Source organism: Fibrobacter sp. UWS1 (assembly GCF_002300445.1).
Lineage (GTDB): Bacteria > Fibrobacterota > Fibrobacteria > Fibrobacterales > Fibrobacteraceae > Hallerella > Hallerella intestinalis.
In genome coordinates, this window is the sequence record NZ_NSGW01000001.1 from 668,883 (window position 1) to 685,277 (window position 16,395).

The following is a 16,395-nucleotide window of genomic DNA, read 5'->3' on the forward strand; positions in this document are numbered from 1 at the left end:
GAAGGCGGCGTGACTCGCCAACCGGATGAGGCACGATGAGGGCTACGCCCGAGCAGAGCCCGACCCGCACCCGTCCGCCCTGTGTTCCCGCTCAAGGTGCGGGGAACGCCCCGGCTTTTTGACCCGGAAATTTTTCTAATTTTGCCTCGCTATGATTCGTTTTCTTTCCTGGTGCTTTCTGCTCGTCGCTATTCCGGCTTTTGCTTTAACGGAAGATGCCGCCCAGAATCTTCAAGAAACGGCGGATTCGGCGGCTGTCGCCGCAACGCCCGAAGAGGATTCCTGCGCCCCGGATGCAGAAAATCGGGATGTCCCCGAAAACGAGGAACCCTTTGCCGAGAAAGCGGATTCCAGCGAAAATGTGGCACTTGCCATGCCCGCAGACGACCCGGATACGGAACCGGAATGTTCCCTGGATTCCGCCGTTCAAACGGACTTGAGCGATTCTTCCCTGGCGGCGAGCGCTCTGGATTTTTCGGACTGGTTCTTGCCCACCGTGCACGCGACCCGCATCACTTCGCCTTACGGCATTCGCCATTACCGGCTGCACCGCGGCATCGACGTCAAGGTTTTCAAAGGGGATTCCATCGTCGCCGCCCACGACGGAAAAGTCATCAAGGCCGCGTACGAAAGACGGGGCTACGGGCATTACATTTTGCTGGAGCACCCAAATGGCACGCGGACCCTTTACGGGCACTTGGCCAAACGGCTTGTCAAAATCGGCGACGAGGTTTCTGGCGGTTCCCTCATCGGGCTGGGCGGAAACACCGGGAGATCGACAGGTTCGCACTTGCATTTCGAAATCCGTTACAAGGACATCAACATTTCACCGGAAGAGGTTTTTAATTTCACGGACGGAGTTCTTGCCGAAAATGCGGCAAAAATTTCGACGGAAGTCGCCCGTGCCGACCACCTCGCCATCCAGCAGGAACTTTCCAAATACCGCATCTACCGCGTGAAAAAGGGAGACACCCTCGGTGCCATCGCCAGAAAATACGGCACGTCCGTGGAAAAAATCTGTCGGCTGAACCGCATCAAAAGAAACAGCGTCCTGCGAATCGGACAACGGCTTCGCTGTTCGTAATGCTTCCCGTCCACTTTGCGCCCCTCCAGGGATTTACGGATTCCGCATACAGACGAGCCCACGCCAAATTCGCCGGGGGGATCGCCGCCTATTACACGCCCTTTTTACGCCTTGAAAAAGGCAAAGCACGCGCAAAGGACCTGAACGACCTTCTCGAAGACAAGTCCCGCGGGGAAGCGGCTGGTTACCGCCTGATTCCGCAGATTATCGCCAAGAATGCCGAGGAATTTTGCCGACTCGTCGAATGCCTGCTGCAAAACGGATTTCGAGAAATCAATTTGAATATGGGTTGTCCCTTTCCCAAGCAGACGCTCGCCGGACGTGGCGCAGGAATTTTGGAACGTCCCGAAAAGGTTCAGGAAATTTTCCAAGAAATCGGACGCTATGCGCCAGAAGTCCAATTCAGCATCAAATTGCGCACGGGAATGAACAGCCCCAGCGAGATCTTCCGGCTGCTCTCCCTATTCAACTCCGCGCCCCTTTCGCACATCGTCCTCCACCCTCGACTGGGCGTGCAGCAATATCGCGGAGAACTCGACATGGATTCCTTTCGACGCTTTTACGAAGCCTGCGCGCACCCGCTTCTTTTCAACGGCGACATCGTTTCCTCTTCCCAAATCGATAAGCTGGTATCGGAATTTCCCCGACTTGCCGGAGTCATGATCGGACGCGGACTGCTGCAAAGGCCAACTCTCGCCCGGGAGTCCGCCATTAAAAAAAAGCTGGCCCCGATTCCTACCCTCCTGCAAATTCACACGGCGGTATTCAACGATTACAGGGCCAAATGGCAAAATCCGCAGCAGCTTCTCGACAAAATTCGTCCGTTTTGGACATTCGCCGACTTGCCGCACAAAATCGCCAAAGAAATCCGCAAAGCGCGTTCACTCCCCCAATACCAGAACGCCATTTTCCAACTCGCGGCGACTTGAAAATTTCTGCGCTACTTCCTGCACTCTATTTTTTGGATTCGCGCAATTCCATTTCGGTCTTTAACGCGAACAACCAAAGGCCCGGCGGAAAATTTAGAAATGTCCCAAATCCATTCCCTTTCCGGAATCGCCCTTCTTTCCTGCAGGACTCCGTTCAAATCCAAAATTTCAATCTCTTGGCCGTGGCGAACAATGAGCATTTTCCCATTTTGCCGCAATTCCACCGCAGAGGTCACGGGCCGACTTTGGAGCGATTGAATTCTGTCGCTTAAGATAAAAGTGCCGACAAAATTGGAACCCGTTTCCTTATCGAAATAGTTGGAATCATTGGCAAAGCGGATAACGGAAAAATTTTCATCCGTGCGAAAATCGCCGTTCTCCGAAAAACGCACAAACACGTTCCAAAGGCCCAGGGGCATTTCTTCGGGCAGCTTCGCCAAAATCCGAAGCGTATCCGTTCCGTCATAGGAAATGGTGGTGTCGGCGTTCATTTTCCGGGAGAGGATTTTCCCAATGTCCGTGGCCGAATCCGGGCGAATTTCGTAAATGCTTTCATTTGCATCCGATTTGAAAATCAGCGTCGTGGCCTTTTTCCGGGTGACATTCCCAAAGCCCACATTTTGCAGCAGCAATGCCACTTGCAATTGCCCGCCAATTCCCACGGAGTCGTTCATCCAGGAATTTCTCAGAACAAAACGGTAGCCCAGATGGTCGTTGATATACTTGAATCCGGAAATCCCGTTGTACCCGGAATCGATGGCATTGGACTTTCGCGCGGTAAAAACGTCGGTATTTTTCCAGCGTTCAATCAGATTGTAATTCCATTGGATATTCAAATAACTGGTGTGGGTGCGGAATCCCTCGTAGGCGATAAAATCCGGCGTATTGATTTCTTGATAGCCCGAAGCCGTCGTCAGCGCTTCGCCGCCATAGGGCGTGTGCATGCCGTAAGTTTCCAGCCAAGCAACTCCTTCTTCCCGGGAAATTCCGTTTTCTGCCGTAGTGCTCCAGGTTCCATAATCGTATTGCGTCCCCAAATAGCCGTCGTTAAACATTCCCAGGCGAAACAAGGTGTCCTTTTTTGCCTTGGCGATTCTCTGAAACACTTCGCTTTCCACGTTGAAGTGGACATTCGGATCGGCATCCAAGGCCGGATTCTCCGCATTCTTGGCAAAACCCAGCGCGTATGCCGCATAGCGTGGGGTCCGGGTCAAAATTTTCAATTCGGGCGGCGTGTGTTCCAAAGCAAAGCGAATCGCTTCCCCGACTTTTTCGTGAGTGCTCATGGTATCCGAATGCATTTCGCCATAAGCTCCGTAAATCCCGATTTCCCAAGCGGTAATCACGTCCAAGTGTTCGGAAAGAACCGGTGCCAACTGCTCCAGATGCCGTAAAATGACGCTTTGATCTGGCGTGGTGTTGCTATGTCCGTTATACCAAGGGTCGTAGCAAAAGCGGATAATCGTGGTTCCCGAATTTTTGCGAACATTATCCAAAGTCTCTCCCAGAGCTTGCAGGGCGTCCTCCGTCAAATCCTGACTTTTCCCCCGCACGGTATCCCCTTTGTCCAGCCACCAGGCCTTGTCGCTAAATTCCGAAAGCTCCGCCCGCAAATGCAAAAAGCGTCCATAAGGTTTTGCAATGGGCGTGTTCCCGGAAACCTTCAAATGCATGGTCTGGGGAGTATAAAATCCGATATCCGGATTGTAAAAACTTTGAAGATGATCCGAGTAATCCAGATTTTGAGAAACCATGGACGCGGCAAAAGCCGAAATGGAAAACGCACCCAGCGCAAGGAGGACTTTTTGAAAACGACACATAACACACCCTTGTTGAACCGTTCATCCCGTAGGCATTTAACGCCGGCATAAAGCCGCCGCAAGCAAAACACGCGAACTTTTGAAAATATATATTCAAAGGTATGAATATCCAAAATTTCATCTGCAACCCCTTTCAAGAAAATACCTACATCGTCTATGACGACACGCGAGAAGCCCTTTTGATTGATCCCGGATTCTACAACGAAACCGAATGGAACAAAGCCAAGGATTTTATCCAAAGCAACCGACTCCTTCCCAAACGCCTCATCAATACACACCTGCATCTGGATCATTGTCTGGGCAACGGCTTCGTGGAACGGGATTTTCGAATTTCAGCAGAAGTCGGGGAAAAGGATTTATTTCTTATCCAAGGGGTTGAAAAACAGGCGGCACTTTTCGGTCTGGAAATCCACGAGAAAGTTCCCCAGCCTCGAAACTTTTTGAAAGAGGGAGACATCATCGAAGTCGGCAAGATGTCCTTCCAAGTGCTGGAAGTGCCCGGGCATTCGCCGGGAAGTCTGGCTCTTTACGAAACATCGGAAAGCGTACTGTTTTCTGGCGACGTTCTCTTCCAAGGCGGACGAGGCCGCACCGATTTGTTTTGCGGAGACGAAGCGACCCTATTGAAATCCATCCGAGAAAAGCTCCTCGTGCTGGACGCCAAAACCGTCGTATGCTGCGGGCACGGAGCGGCAACCACCATCGCCGCTGAAAAAATTCTGTATTGAATTTTAACGGAGCTTTGATGAAATGATTCGACGAGTTCGAGCTACGACTGCGGAACCCGAAGCCCACCAATCATTAATCCCGAGCCACTCGAATACAACCGATTTTTTGAAAATGGATTTTTAGAAGAGCCTATAAATTCAAGGATTTGCATGATATTGAAAACGAAACGATTGATTCTTCGCCCTAGAAAGAAAGACGATGCGGAAAATCTATACGAATACGCCAAGGATTCCGACGTAGGACACATCGCCGGATGGCCGCCCCACCAAAACGTCTAAGAAAGCCGCCGCATTATCGAATCCGTTTTTTGCGGAGTGGAATGCTACGCCGTCTGCCTAAAAGACGAAAAAGCTATCGGAGCGATTGAACTCATTCCCAACGGACGCTCTGACTTGACAACAAGCGACAGCGAATGCGAATGGGCTACTGGATAGGAAAGCCTTTCTGGGGAAACGGCTACATTCCCGAAGCGGCGAGCGAACTTATTCGCCGAGGATTTGAAGAGCTGAATCTTTCAGCAATCTGGTGCGGATCCTACGAAGGCAACACAAAATCCAGACGCGTCCAGAAAAAATGCGGATTTTCCCACCATCACACCGACAGGAACTCCCCCGTTCCCTTGCTAAACGAGACCCGGACCTGTCTCATCACCCTTTTGACAAAAGAAGAGTGGACTGCACAAAGGAAAAAACAATGAACGCCAACGAACTGCATCCCAACAAGAACCTGAAAAACATCTGCTACATCAAAAACGTCGTCCAAAATTCCAATATTCAAATCGGGGATTTCACCTACTACAATTGCGAAAAGGGCGTGGAAAATTTTGAAAAAGACTGCGTCCTGTATCATTACAAGGAATTTGGGGACAAGCTGATTATCAGCAAATTCTGCTCCCTGAGCGAAAACATCCGCTTCATCATGAATGCGGCAAATCACAACATGAACGCCATTAGCACTTATCCCTTTACCGCCATTTTGCAGCAAAGGGAGGGCGTGAACCAAAAGCATCTTGCCGAACTGCCCCAAAAAGGCGATACCGTCATCGGCAATGACGTGTGGATTGGACAAAACGTGACAATTATGCCCGGCTTCCATATTGGAGACAGCGCCGTCATCAGAGCCAACTCGACGGTTTCCAAAAACGTGCCCCCTTACACCATCGCCGCCGGGAACCCCGTCCGAGAAATCCGAAAACGCTTTTCCCCAAAAGAAATCGCCATTTTACAACAAATTAAATGGTGGGACTGGGACATTCAAAAAATTCTGGACCATCTGGAAATCATTTTGGGAAATGACGTACATAAATTACAGGCAATTCAGAAATAAATTTTGAAGTCACAAAAATATCGTCGGAGAAACGAATGGTCATTTTAATTACGGGCGCATCCCACACCGGGAAAACGACCCTAGCGCAAAAACTTTTGGAAAAATACAAATATCCTTATTTCTCCATCGACCACCTGAAAATGGGGCTTATCCGAAGCGGACTGGCCCAGCTCACGCCCACCGACGACGAAAAACTCACAGAATTTCTCTGGCCCATTCTGCGAGAAATGATAAAAACCGTTATCGAAAACGATCAGAATTTGATTGTGGAAGGCTGCTATATCCCTTGGAACTGGACTAGTGATTTCGCTCCCAAATATCGCCAGCACATCCAATCGTATTGCCTGATCATGAGCGAAAATTATATCCGAAATCATTTTGACGACATTCAAAAATATGCCAAAACGGAAAAACGCCTACACGACGACTGTTCTCAGGAAAATCTCTGGAAAGAAAACAAGCACTCTCTGGAAATGGCTCAAAAATTCCATCTAAATTCTATTTTCATCGATAAAAAATACGAGCTTTCCATTGAACTCTAACTCAAAAAAGAGGATTCTGGAATCCCAAAGGCTTTACTTCCGGGAAATGGAGCAAGAAGATTTTTCCGCTTTGTGCAAAACCCTGCAAGATGCCAAAGCCATGTACGCCTACGAGGGAGCCTTTTCCGACGAAGAAGTCCGGCAATGGCTAGAACGGCAAATCGCCCGCTACAAGATGTGGCATTTCGGATTGTGGGCAGTGGTTTTAAAAGAAAGCGACAGCTTCATCGGCCAATGCGGACTAACCATGCAACCGTGGAAAAACGAAGAAGTGCTGGAAATCGGATATCTTTTTGAACGGCAATTTTGGCATCAGGGTTTCGCTACAGAAGCCGCTGTCGCCTGCAAAAAAATACGCTTTCGAAAAATGGAAAGCCCAAGAAGTCTGCTCAATCATTCGCGATAACAATGAGGCATCTATCCGCGTGGCTCTCCGAAACGGCATGCACAAAAAAGACAGCGGAGTTAAGCATTACAAAGGAATCGTCATGCCCCACTCTCGCTATGTCATCACCCGCCAGGAATATGCAGACAAAAACAAATAATCCTTTCGGAAAAAATTTTTCCTTCAAAATTTGCGTTTTGAAAGTTTATGGAACCAAATCCCGAGCTTGAGCCCAAATTATACAAATGATGCGTAACACCATTTTTCGGATCCACTTCGCCCCTTGAAAATCCTTTGAACAACACTCGCAAATGCAGGTCAAAATCCGTTATTAAATAAAATTGCTTTGGTGAAGTGGTTCGGCAGGCTCAGGGACCGCCGGTTAGTGAGCTTATCGAACTAGTCAAAGCACACTAACCAGCGCCAAGGGAAAAGTAGTGGTTTGTTGCTAGTGAAATTCTAAAAAAGAAACCGCCCCACTTTGAATGAGGCGGATCCTTTCTAAATCGTTTTGAAAATCGAACTAGTTTTCGTTGTTCTGCATTTCCATGGTTTCGCGGTCCATCGTATGCTGCAAGTATTCCTTGAAGTTACGATCGATATTCACTCCATCGAACTCCGCAGCGTCAGCGTCCAAAACGAACACGGCACTCGGGTTGTCCAACCAACCAATAACGTCAACTTCATCCAAGGACATCGACTTGTCGCCTTCGGCTTTCGCTACATATTCCACGATGCTTTTTGCGACCCATCCCTGACCGCAAGCACCTTTGACAAGAACCGCATCGCCATCATCTTTTACAATGCGAAGTTCGTCGGAGAAAGATGCGGTACAAACCACATCCGAACCGCCTTTCGTCTTGGTCAAATCAATATCGCCGCGTTTTGACTTCACCGATTTCGGTGCGGCAACAGCAGCGACAACCATCAAAGCAAGAAGGCAGAACAAAATTTTTTTAGTCATTTCACATCCTCTTAGGGTGGAACCCTTTTTTCTAATCTTTATCCCAAATATATCCTTTATTTTTTCAAAATGGTAGGGATTTTTTCTTTTTATATTCCCATTCGTATGAAAAAATTTGTTTTCGCCCTATTTATTCTTCTATCGATGGCCGCCATCGCCCTTTATGGGGCCAAACGCCAGATTTTTGCCCCTTCGGACAACCGGACCTGGACCACCGTCCAAGTAGAAAGCGGTTCTTCGGCCCTTAAAGCGGGCAATATGCTGGTAAAACAGGGACTTATTTCCCATGCCAAGCTCTTTTCCTGGTGGTGCCGAATCCAAAAATTGCAGCTAAAGGCCGGCTGGTACGACATTCCGCCCCAAACTAGCATCGCTGGAATGGCAAAGATCCTGACCTCCGGCAAGACGGCAAACCGCAAAGTAACCATTCCCGAAGGTCGCGCTTCGTGGGAAATGCCCGCCTACTTCCGCAAAGCCTTTCCCGCTTTCGATTCCACAAAATGGGAAGCCCTCGTCCACGACCCGCAATTTGCCCAGGAACTCGGCGTCGATGCAGAAAGTCTGGAAGGCTACCTGCTTCCCGACACCTATCCCATTGAATACGGCGCTTCGGAAAAAGACATCGCTCGCCAAATGGTCAAAGCCAACCTGAAACTGCGCGACGAACTCGAAAAGGAAAACAGCCCCCTGTGGAAGGAACTCGGTGGCTGGCATAAAATACTGACCCTCGCCAGCGTCGTCGAAGAAGAAACAGGAAAAATCGAAGAGCGAAATCTGATTGCCGGCGTTTTTGTGAACCGGCTGCGCATCGGAATGCCGCTCGGTGCCGATCCGACGGTTCGCTTTATCTTTCGGAACCTCTCCGGCCCGATTTACAAAAGCCAGCTGCAAAGCGACAGCCCTTACAACACGCGACGGTTTCAAGGACTGATGCCGGGTCCGATTTCCAATCCCGGGAAAAAAGCCATTGTCGCAACCCTTCATCCAGCCCGAACGGACGCCCTTTACTTTGTCGCCAAAGACGACGGTTCCGGAACCCACTTTTTTTCCAGCTCGCTCGCCCAGCACAACAAGTTCAAATCCACCGCCGCAAGAAATCGGGGCGAATAGTTTTCAACCGACGAGCCCTGAGTTTATCGAAGGAAGCCTGACTCACGAACCGCTCTCAACGGACAACGAACCTCCGATTTTTTGAAAAGGATTTTTAGAAGCGGCTTTTTGTCACATTCTGTCAATCCGACATTCTATCTTATAGGAAAAAGGAACTAAAACCATGACAACAGAACCCAACACGAATACGCTGAACGAACTGCTCGAAAATCTGGCCGGACTTTTACAGCAAAAAGGCGAAACGCTTTCCACCGCCGAATCTTGCACCGGTGGAATGGTCGCCAGCGAATTGGTCGGGCTGCCGGGCGCAAGCGTTTTTTTCAAAGGCGGAGCCTGTACATACTGGAACGACGCGAAACGGGACATTCTTGGCGTCCCACAAGATACTTTAGATAGATTTGGAGCCGTCAGCGAAGAAACCGCACTCGCCATGGCCGAAGGCGCACGCCGGATTTACAAAACGGATTGGGCCGTTTCTACAACGGGAATCGCCGGACCGGACGGAGGGACTAAGGAAAAACCAGTAGGACTCGTATGGATGGCTGTCGTTTCCGATTGTAAAAAAATCGTATTCTGTGAAAAATTTTCAGGAAACCGTGGACAAATCCGCCAGAAAAGCGTCTTTAAAGTACTGGACGCTCTGCGCGGTGCTCTCACCAACAAAAAATGAACAGAAAAGCACTTGCACAAAAGTTCAGTAGTTTGTATATTTAAGTTCAAAAAATCACTTGGAGATACCAAAATGGCAAAGAAAGCAGCGACCTCTCTCAACAAGCCCCTTTCCGGAGAAAAGGCTAAAGCCGTCGAAGCGGCTATCGCACAAATTGAAAAGAATTTCGGCAAGGGTTCCATCATGACGCTGGGAGGACAGCCAGAACAGAATATTCCAGTCATCCCGTCGGGCTGCATCCAGCTGGATATGGCACTCGGAGTTGGCGGATTCCCGCGCGGACGCATCATCGAAATCTACGGACCGGAGTCTTCTGGAAAAACGACCCTTTCCCTCCACGCCATTGCCGAAGCGCAAAAACAAGGCGGAGTGGCTGCCTTTATTGACGCGGAGCACGCTTTTGACCCGGTCTATGCCCGCCACTTGGGAATCAACATTGATCAGCTTCTGGTTTCCCAGCCCGATACGGGCGAACAGGCTCTCGATATCGCCGAAACCTTGGTGCGTTCTGGAGCCATCGATCTCATCGTCATCGACTCGGTCGCCGCTCTCGTTCCGCAAGCGGAAATCAACGGCGAAATGGGGGACAACCATGTCGGATTGCAAGCACGCCTCATGTCCCAAGCCCTTCGCAAGCTCACCGGCATCCTTTCCAAATCCAACACCTGCATGATTTTCATCAATCAGCTCCGTATGAAAATCGGCGTGATGTTCGGCAACCCGGAAACGACGACCGGCGGAAACGCATTGAAGTTCTACGCATCCCAGCGTCTGGACATCCGCCGCATCGCCCAAATCAAAAACGGCGAAGATGTCATCGGCAACAGGACCCGCGTAAAAATCGTCAAGAACAAAGTCGCGGCGCCGTTTACCCAATGCGAGTTCGACATCCTCTACGGGCAGGGAGTTTCCCGCGAAGCAAGCATTCTCGACTTGGGCGTTGAATTGGATGTCATCGAAAAGAGCGGATCCTGGTTCTCGTATAACGGCGAGCGTATTGGACAAGGCCGCGAAAGTGCTCGCCTGTTCCTGAAAAACAACCCGGAAATTTGCAGCGAGATCGAAACGAAAATCCGCGAGAACATGAAAGACGTGAAAATGTTCGATATTTCCGAAGACGAAGCCCTTTCTACGGACGATTCCATTTCTCCGGACGATTCCATTTCTCCGGAAGCTGCCGCAGAAGAAGCCTAAAATTTCGTTGATAACAGAAAGTCCTTTTCTCTATCCGTCAAATTCGGTTTCGCCATATTCCGAAGTCCAGCGAAAGAGGAAAGGGCTTTTGCTTTAGTTCTCCTAAAAGCACGGCTAAAGAAAAGAGACGACCGCTGCTGATTCCAGCTTATTTGTCTGGATTCCAAAACCATGGATAAAATTTCCGAACGGATATAAATTATATTGTATTGGCCACCATTTAAAAATGGCTTTGGTGAAAAAAGCTGGTCCATCGCCTATTCCAATTTTACGATTTCATGATTCTTTCCGCCCCTAAAACAGCCTTGTTGCTCGCCTTGTTCTTTTCTTCCGTTTGCGCTGAAGAATGCCCCAAGCTGCTGATGGATTCTGCCGCGGTGATCTCCGCAGAGGGCCGTTTCATCAACCGGGAACATTCCCGAATCCACGTGGACATTATCTGGCAGCACCAGCCCTTTACCGCCGACACTTTCGACATTTCCGTATCGGGAAAAGAATCTTTCCGTTATGTCTCTGCGGAAAATTTCCGCTACATCGAATTAAAGCCCGAAAATTTCCGGCGACTGATGGCCATGCACCACTTGAAAGAAAACATCGGAGAGAGTCCCATCAAATGGGACGATCTGGAACTTCTCGCCCGAGGTGCGTTCTTGTGCCCGGACAGCCAGCACAGCCCACTCGCCTCTTTCCTCACCGCAAAATCCCAGACCTGGCAGAGCTTGACCCCGAACACGTTCCCGACTCCCGATTCCGTCCAAATGAGCGACTTCAACGCCCAAAACAAACGGACAATCCGAATCCACTCCTGGAAGCCCTACGACAATATGCTTCTGCCGACCATTCTGGATTTTTGGGGAAACGACTATCATGGTTCTTTATGGATTCGGACGGCGCGAAAAATAGAGACGCAGCGCCCTCAAACGGAAAGTCCAAAGAAAATTCAACCCGACAAAAAAATGCGTTTATGGAACTGGCTGGATATCAAATTCGAAATTCCGCTGGAACTGTAGGTGGACAAGAAACTGCTGGGAAACATCCCCGCTGTAAAAGCGGTCTTTTTCCCGCATCCAAAAGCCCCCCAAAAGGGTCACTTTGCTAGGCGATTTTTTCCCCCAGCGGAAAGACGGACCCACCAGCCCAATCGTATAGCTTAAAGGTTCCTTCAGATAAGTGCCGTCTGAAGAGCGGGAATTGCCCGTATTATACTGGTTCAAATGGCAAGCGACCGCCCAGTGTTCCGAAAAGGGAATATAGGCGAAGGCGACCAGATCTATAATAAAGTCCCTACTGAAAACCGGGATATTTCTGCGATAGTCGAAGCTTTTCCCTTCAAATTGCGTGCTGATATCCACCAGCGTAAAATGCGCCCCAATCCCGAGCAGGCCGTCCCCCAACAGCGCATACTCCATATTGAGATAGAACGCGAAATTCTGCATAAAATCCACCGCAGCGTCTTTGGAAAACACCCGGTCGCTCATCCAGTCCGCATTCCACGAATCCGCGATGCTTCCGTTTTTCGAATTGCTCGCCAGAGTCATCTCTACGTTGGAATTGAAATAGGTGTAGTGTTCGTAAATAAAGCGAACTTCGATTTGCGGATTCATCTGGAGAGGGCGACCTCCGATTCCCAAACGAAATCCCCCATAAAAAGGCGAAGCTTCCAAATCGAAGGAAAAACGCAAAAATGCGGCATCCGGATCCAAAGGTTCCCCATAAGGCAGACTGCGCAGCGGTTCAATCCAATTGAAAGAGGCTGTTCCCGTTGCCTGATTCAACCACTCGCCCCACACCACAGGCGTATTCCCCGAAAGAACCACGCTGGCATTCGGACCATACCGCAACCGGTAAAGCCCATCAAAGTCAAAAATATCGCCGACAGCAAGGCCTGTTAGAAACAGACTACAGCTCACGAAGGTTTTCAGTCGGCGGAAAAAATTCATCAAGTGCCAATTTAAAAAAATTTTGATGACTACTCGGTAAAACTTTCGTATTCTCAAAAAAAAATCAACCTTAAAAAGATTTTCTAGCAAGCCCCTCACCCGCTTTCATCAAGTGCGCCAAGAACGCCCGCCCTTTATCACCGTTTTCGCAAATCGGGCAAAACGTTCCTGTGTAAAGGAAGCGTCCTTTATCCGAAATAGGGCCTTTCTTGTCGCAAAAGATTTTAACTCCATCAAAAAATCGGGATTTCTTTTCTAAATTGCGCTTGCAATGGAGAATTTTACGACAGTCCAGCTTCCCAGGGATATTTCCCCGAAAGACCTCGGCGTCATCCAAAAAAGCTGTTTCCGCATTCTTTCCAAAGGAAACTTGCGTTTGGACGGCTCGGCTGTTTTTTCTCTGGATTTTTTTGGAAAGACCCTGCTTGCGGACATCGCCCTTTTTGCAGAAAACACCGGGAAAAAATGCGTATTGAGCGGTTTTTCTCCCGAGCTCCGCACCGAACTTTCCCAGCTGACCATCAACAGAGTTCCGCCAAAAGAAGCGCAGAACGAAATGGGCATTGTCGAAAAGACCGGCGATTTCGGATTCTTTATCCTCAAAGGCCTGCGAGATTTTTTCTACCTGCTCAGCGAATGCCTTTACTGGACTCTTTTTAAGACCTTCGACAAAAGCCGCATTCCCTTTCACGGGACTGCCCGGCAGCTCCTTCGCTTGGGCGGCGACGCCTGCGGAATCGTCTTTTTGCTGGTTTTCCTTATCGCTTTCTCCCTCGCGTTCCAGAGTTCCAATATGCTGAATGCAGTCGGGGGCGGATCCTACCTGGCAAGCGGACTCGGCTTTCTGATGTTTGCCGAAATCGGCCCTCTGCTCAGTTCCATTATTCTGGCGGGGCGTTCCGGCAGTTCCATCACCGCGGAAATTTCCAGCATGACCGTCGCCGAAGAAATTAAAGCCCTGCGAACCATGGGCATCCCCCCGATTCAATTTCTGGTGCTCCCCCGCTTCAAGGCGTTGAGCGTCGCCGTCCCCATTCTCTCTTTTTGCTCGTCCATTTTCGGCTGCCTTTCCGGAATGATCGTCGCCGACCTGGTCTGTGAAATTTCCCCCTACAACTACATCTTTTCGCTGAAAGACGGAATAAACCTCGTGCTTATCACGAAAAGCATGATTAAATCCCTCGTCTTCGGCTGGATTATCGCCCTGGTCGCCGCCCAAAAAGGCCTGAACGTCCGCGGAGGCGCCGATGCCGTGGGAAAAGCCACCACATCCTGCGTCGTCACGTCCATTTCGGGAATCATCATTGCCGACGCCCTCTTTTCATTCATCTATTATTAAGCCATGACCGCAGTATTGGAAGTCAAACATCTACGCGCCGGTTACGGGCAAAAAGTGATTCTGGAAGACATCTCCTTTACGGTAATGCCCAAAGAAATCCGGATGATTCTGGGTGCTTCGGGCTGCGGGAAATCGACGCTGCTGAACAACATCCTGAAACTGGAAAGGGCGATATCGGGAACCCTCTCCTTTTTCGGCGAAGAAATCCCGACACGAGAACCGATTCCGGACCGCATCCGCAAAAGGACAGGCGTTCTTTTTCAGGGCGGAGCATTGCTTACCAACCTGACCGTCGCCGAAAACGTGGAACTCCCCCTCCGCCGCAGCTACCCCAAGCTCGCCCAAAAGACTCTGGACGAAATCGCCGCCGATCGGCTGGAAAAAGTGCACCTGCTCAACGCCTTTTACAAGTTCCCATCCGAACTTTCGGGCGGTATGCGCAAGCGCGCCGCTCTGGCGAGGGCAATCGCTTTTGAACCGGAACTTCTCTTTTGCGACGAACCGTCCGCCGGGCTTGACCCCGTCACTTCGCGCTCCCTGGACGAACTCCTTTTGGAACTGCGGGACTCTTTGGGAATTTCCGTCGTTATCGTTTCGCACGAGCTGGAAAGCATCCGGACGATTACAGACAAATTTATCTATCTGAAAAACGGGCGGGTCCTGATGGACGGCACGTTAAAAGACGGCATCGATTCCGACATTCCCGACATCCACGATTTTTTTTCGCGCTCGCACCACAATACCGAAACGGACAAACAATTCGTCCATTTTCATTTTGAGGATTAGCAAATTTTATGGACACGACAAGAACAGAACGCATCCGGCTGGGCATTTTTCTCCTCATCTGTCTGGGAGCCGCCATCGGATTCACCGTCTTTATCGCCCAGCAGCAGCTGTCCGACAAAAAAACAGAATACTATACCATTTTCAACGAGTCGGTCATCGGCCTTTCCATCGACGCCAAAGTACTTTTGAACGGCATCGAAGTCGGCAACGTGACCAAGATTCACATCGACAGCACGAACCTGAACCACGTCATCGTCCACTTCAACGTGCAAGAGGGCACGCCCATCAAGGAAGGCACTCGCACCCAAATGACCCACGGCATTTCCCTGACCGGATTGAAGGATTTGGTTCTTTCTGGCGGGAATGTGAACGAAATGGATGTGCCGCCCGGCGGCTATGTTCAAGCGGGGGAAAATTTTTTGACAAAGGTTTCCGGCAAAGCCGAAGCGACCTACGACAAAGTGGACAAACTTTTGGAACACGTTTCCACCATCCTTTCCGAGGAAAACGCCCGGCACATTTCCAACACCCTCAAAAATTTGGAAAGCGCCAGTGCGAACGCTTCTAAAATCACCCGCGAAATCCAGAGCCCGATGAAAGAAATCGAAGCCTCGGCAATAGCCCTCCGCAAGACTCTGGACGATGTCCAGCAGGCGGAAATCGCCACCAAAATCGAGACGAACCTAAAACTTCTCCAAGAAAAAATGGAAGCGCTCGACGTGCAGACGATAAATCAGAATACGGTTTCTGCGCTAAAGTCCGTCAGCGACATGACCAAGCGCGCTGATATGGTGCTTTACAACAACCAGGACCGTCTGGGCGAAGTTCTGGACCAGCTGAACGTCGTCCTTTCCAACCTGTCCGTCTTTTCGCAAAAAATCAAACAGAACCCGTCCGCCCTTATTCGGGAATCCAAACCGCAAGGGCGATAGGAACAAACCATTTCGACGATTTCCAAGGAATTTGCCTCATGAAAAAAATCCTCTTTGCCGCCGCCCTCGCCCTGCTTTCCGCCTGCTCCACGACCACCATCCAGACGCGCTACTACACTCTCGCTCCAGAGCCGCAATTCCAAGCGGCAACCCCTACCCCCTACACGCTCTCCGTCAAAAAATTCGCCATCGACCCGGCTTATGCGCAAACCAATATCGTTTACCGCGAATCGCCATACGACTTCATGTCCTACAACAACGACATGTGGGCCTCTTCCCCGGAATACCAGGTGACAAGCCTTGTCGCCGACAACTTCAAGCAGAGCGGGCTGTTTCAGAAAGTGGAACTCCGGGCGTCGGCAATGCCCGACTTGGAGCTTTCCGGTTTTGTAACCGCCATCGAAGAAGTCGATGAATCGGAACGCTACGCCCACGTCACACTGGAACTCTCCCTGCACGATCTGCAAAAGGATTCCACCCTGTGGAAAAAGAACTACGACGAGAAGGAACCGCTCGAAAGCCATGAGCCCCGGGCAATCGCCAAGTCCGCATCGAAACTTTTAAACCGCTACACGGCGAACGCCCTCTCGGAAATCGAAAAAACGCTGCGCCCGTAGATTCGCCGCCCTTCGATAAATTCAGGGA

At 50.1% G+C, this 16,395-nt stretch carries 16 protein-coding genes and 2 pseudogenes; 15 read left to right on the forward strand and 3 right to left on the reverse strand.

Annotated elements, in window-relative coordinates:
- Nucleotides 1-151 precede the first annotated feature (151 nt).
- Nucleotides 152-1,084: a M23 family metallopeptidase gene (locus BGX14_RS02805; RefSeq protein WP_095878997.1), complete on the forward strand. Its 933-nt coding sequence runs from the start codon at nt 152-154 to the stop codon at nt 1,082-1,084.
- A complete protein-coding gene (locus BGX14_RS02810; protein ID WP_095878998.1) occupies nt 1,084-2,013 on the forward strand; it encodes a tRNA-dihydrouridine synthase family protein in 930 nt (309 codons plus the stop codon). Before BGX14_RS02805 ends, BGX14_RS02810 begins: the two co-directional genes overlap by 1 nt.
- An 11-nt stretch (nt 2,014-2,024) precedes the next feature.
- Here the strand turns inward: BGX14_RS02810 and BGX14_RS02815 are convergent, their stop codons facing one another.
- Nucleotides 2,025-3,833 carry a DUF4832 domain-containing protein gene (locus BGX14_RS02815; protein WP_095878999.1) on the reverse strand — a complete coding sequence of 603 codons (1,809 nt, stop codon included), beginning with the start codon at nt 3,831-3,833 and terminating at the stop codon, nt 2,025-2,027.
- 101 nt (nt 3,834-3,934) lie between these two features.
- On the opposite strand from BGX14_RS02815, the gene BGX14_RS02820 reads away from it, so the two are divergent.
- From BGX14_RS02820 to BGX14_RS02840, 5 genes and pseudogenes are all read left to right on the forward strand, one after another.
- Complete coding sequence (locus tag BGX14_RS02820; RefSeq protein ID WP_095879000.1) at nt 3,935-4,561, forward strand: MBL fold metallo-hydrolase; 627 nt, start codon at nt 3,935-3,937, stop codon at nt 4,559-4,561.
- A gap of 150 nt (nt 4,562-4,711) precedes the next feature.
- Nucleotides 4,712-5,259 (forward strand): annotated as a pseudogene (locus BGX14_RS16400) (GNAT family N-acetyltransferase).
- Nucleotides 5,256-5,888 carry a CatB-related O-acetyltransferase gene (locus tag BGX14_RS02830; RefSeq protein ID WP_095879762.1) on the forward strand — a complete coding sequence of 211 codons (633 nt, stop codon included), beginning with the start codon at nt 5,256-5,258 and terminating at the stop codon, nt 5,886-5,888. Before BGX14_RS16400 ends, BGX14_RS02830 begins: the two are co-directional and overlap by 4 nt.
- 17 nt (nt 5,889-5,905) lie before the next feature.
- On the forward strand, nt 5,906-6,430 hold the full coding sequence (locus BGX14_RS02835; protein WP_369833017.1) for an adenylate kinase: 525 nt from the start codon (nt 5,906-5,908) through the stop codon (nt 6,428-6,430).
- Between the two features lie 46 nt (nt 6,431-6,476).
- Nucleotides 6,477-6,975, forward strand: a pseudogene (locus BGX14_RS02840) (GNAT family N-acetyltransferase).
- 363 nt (nt 6,976-7,338) lie between these two features.
- Here BGX14_RS02840 and BGX14_RS02845 read toward each other — a convergent pair.
- On the reverse strand, nt 7,339-7,779 hold the full coding sequence (locus BGX14_RS02845) for a hypothetical protein (RefSeq protein ID WP_073305902.1): 441 nt from the start codon (nt 7,777-7,779) through the stop codon (nt 7,339-7,341).
- 105 nt (nt 7,780-7,884) lie between these two features.
- On the opposite strand from BGX14_RS02845, the gene mltG reads away from it, so the two are divergent.
- The 4 genes from mltG to BGX14_RS02865 all read left to right on the forward strand — a co-directional run bounded on the left by mltG (nt 7,885) and on the right by BGX14_RS02865 (nt 11,763).
- A complete protein-coding gene (mltG, locus tag BGX14_RS02850; RefSeq protein ID WP_233126381.1) occupies nt 7,885-8,889 on the forward strand; it encodes an endolytic transglycosylase MltG in 1,005 nt (334 codons plus the stop codon).
- Between the two features lie 163 nt (nt 8,890-9,052).
- Nucleotides 9,053-9,559 (forward strand): CinA family protein, encoded by a 507-nt coding sequence (locus tag BGX14_RS02855; protein ID WP_095879002.1) that lies wholly within the window; start codon nt 9,053-9,055, stop codon nt 9,557-9,559.
- A gap of 72 nt (nt 9,560-9,631) precedes the next feature.
- Nucleotides 9,632-10,753: a recombinase RecA gene (gene recA / locus BGX14_RS02860; protein ID WP_073305897.1), complete on the forward strand. Its 1,122-nt coding sequence runs from the start codon at nt 9,632-9,634 to the stop codon at nt 10,751-10,753.
- A gap of 278 nt (nt 10,754-11,031) precedes the next feature.
- Nucleotides 11,032-11,763: a hypothetical protein gene (locus BGX14_RS02865; RefSeq protein WP_095879003.1), complete on the forward strand. Its 732-nt coding sequence runs from the start codon at nt 11,032-11,034 to the stop codon at nt 11,761-11,763.
- Here BGX14_RS02865 and BGX14_RS02870 read toward each other — a convergent pair.
- Nucleotides 11,716-12,693, reverse strand: a complete 978-nt coding sequence (locus BGX14_RS02870; RefSeq protein ID WP_095879004.1) for a hypothetical protein — start codon at nt 12,691-12,693, stop codon at nt 11,716-11,718. The genes BGX14_RS02865 and BGX14_RS02870 overlap by 48 nt on opposite strands.
- Nucleotides 12,694-12,964: 271 nt before the next feature.
- On the opposite strand from BGX14_RS02870, the gene BGX14_RS02875 reads away from it, so the two are divergent.
- Genes BGX14_RS02875 through BGX14_RS02890 form a run of 4 tightly spaced genes read left to right on the forward strand, consistent with a single transcriptional unit; the run spans nt 12,965 to nt 16,367 of the window.
- Nucleotides 12,965-14,032: an ABC transporter permease gene (locus BGX14_RS02875; protein WP_073305891.1), complete on the forward strand. Its 1,068-nt coding sequence runs from the start codon at nt 12,965-12,967 to the stop codon at nt 14,030-14,032.
- A gap of 3 nt (nt 14,033-14,035) precedes the next feature.
- Nucleotides 14,036-14,818 (forward strand): ABC transporter ATP-binding protein, encoded by a 783-nt coding sequence (locus BGX14_RS02880; RefSeq protein ID WP_073305889.1) that lies wholly within the window; start codon nt 14,036-14,038, stop codon nt 14,816-14,818.
- 8 nt (nt 14,819-14,826) lie between these two features.
- Nucleotides 14,827-15,750, forward strand: coding sequence for an MlaD family protein (locus BGX14_RS02885; RefSeq protein WP_073305887.1), 924 nt, complete (start codon nt 14,827-14,829; stop codon nt 15,748-15,750).
- 38 nt (nt 15,751-15,788) lie between these two features.
- On the forward strand, nt 15,789-16,367 hold the full coding sequence (locus tag BGX14_RS02890) for an ABC-type transport auxiliary lipoprotein family protein (RefSeq protein ID WP_073305885.1): 579 nt from the start codon (nt 15,789-15,791) through the stop codon (nt 16,365-16,367).
- Nucleotides 16,368-16,395: the final 28 nt, after the last annotated feature.

Excerpts from the sequence above, each read along its gene's own strand:
- BGX14_RS02805 (WP_095878997.1), top strand. The coding sequence starts at position 152 with ATGATTCGTTTTCTTTCCTGGTGCTTTCTGCTCGTCGCTATTCCGGCT.
- BGX14_RS02810 (WP_095878998.1), top strand. The coding sequence starts at position 1,084 with ATGCTTCCCGTCCACTTTGCGCCCCTCCAGGGATTTACGGATTCCGCA.
- BGX14_RS02815 (WP_095878999.1), bottom strand. The coding sequence starts at position 3,833 with ATGTGTCGTTTTCAAAAAGTCCTCCTTGCGCTGGGTGCGTTTTCCATT.
- BGX14_RS02820 (WP_095879000.1), top strand. The coding sequence starts at position 3,935 with ATGAATATCCAAAATTTCATCTGCAACCCCTTTCAAGAAAATACCTAC.
- BGX14_RS02830 (WP_095879762.1), top strand. The coding sequence starts at position 5,256 with ATGAACGCCAACGAACTGCATCCCAACAAGAACCTGAAAAACATCTGC.
- BGX14_RS02845 (WP_073305902.1), bottom strand. The coding sequence starts at position 7,779 with ATGACTAAAAAAATTTTGTTCTGCCTTCTTGCTTTGATGGTTGTCGCT.
- mltG (WP_233126381.1), top strand. The coding sequence starts at position 7,885 with ATGAAAAAATTTGTTTTCGCCCTATTTATTCTTCTATCGATGGCCGCC.
- BGX14_RS02855 (WP_095879002.1), top strand. The coding sequence starts at position 9,053 with ATGACAACAGAACCCAACACGAATACGCTGAACGAACTGCTCGAAAAT.
- recA (WP_073305897.1), top strand. The coding sequence starts at position 9,632 with ATGGCAAAGAAAGCAGCGACCTCTCTCAACAAGCCCCTTTCCGGAGAA.
- BGX14_RS02865 (WP_095879003.1), top strand. The coding sequence starts at position 11,032 with ATGATTCTTTCCGCCCCTAAAACAGCCTTGTTGCTCGCCTTGTTCTTT.
- BGX14_RS02870 (WP_095879004.1), bottom strand. The coding sequence starts at position 12,693 with ATGAATTTTTTCCGCCGACTGAAAACCTTCGTGAGCTGTAGTCTGTTT.
- BGX14_RS02875 (WP_073305891.1), top strand. The coding sequence starts at position 12,965 with ATGGAGAATTTTACGACAGTCCAGCTTCCCAGGGATATTTCCCCGAAA.
- BGX14_RS02880 (WP_073305889.1), top strand. The coding sequence starts at position 14,036 with ATGACCGCAGTATTGGAAGTCAAACATCTACGCGCCGGTTACGGGCAA.
- BGX14_RS02885 (WP_073305887.1), top strand. The coding sequence starts at position 14,827 with ATGGACACGACAAGAACAGAACGCATCCGGCTGGGCATTTTTCTCCTC.
- BGX14_RS02890 (WP_073305885.1), top strand. The coding sequence starts at position 15,789 with ATGAAAAAAATCCTCTTTGCCGCCGCCCTCGCCCTGCTTTCCGCCTGC.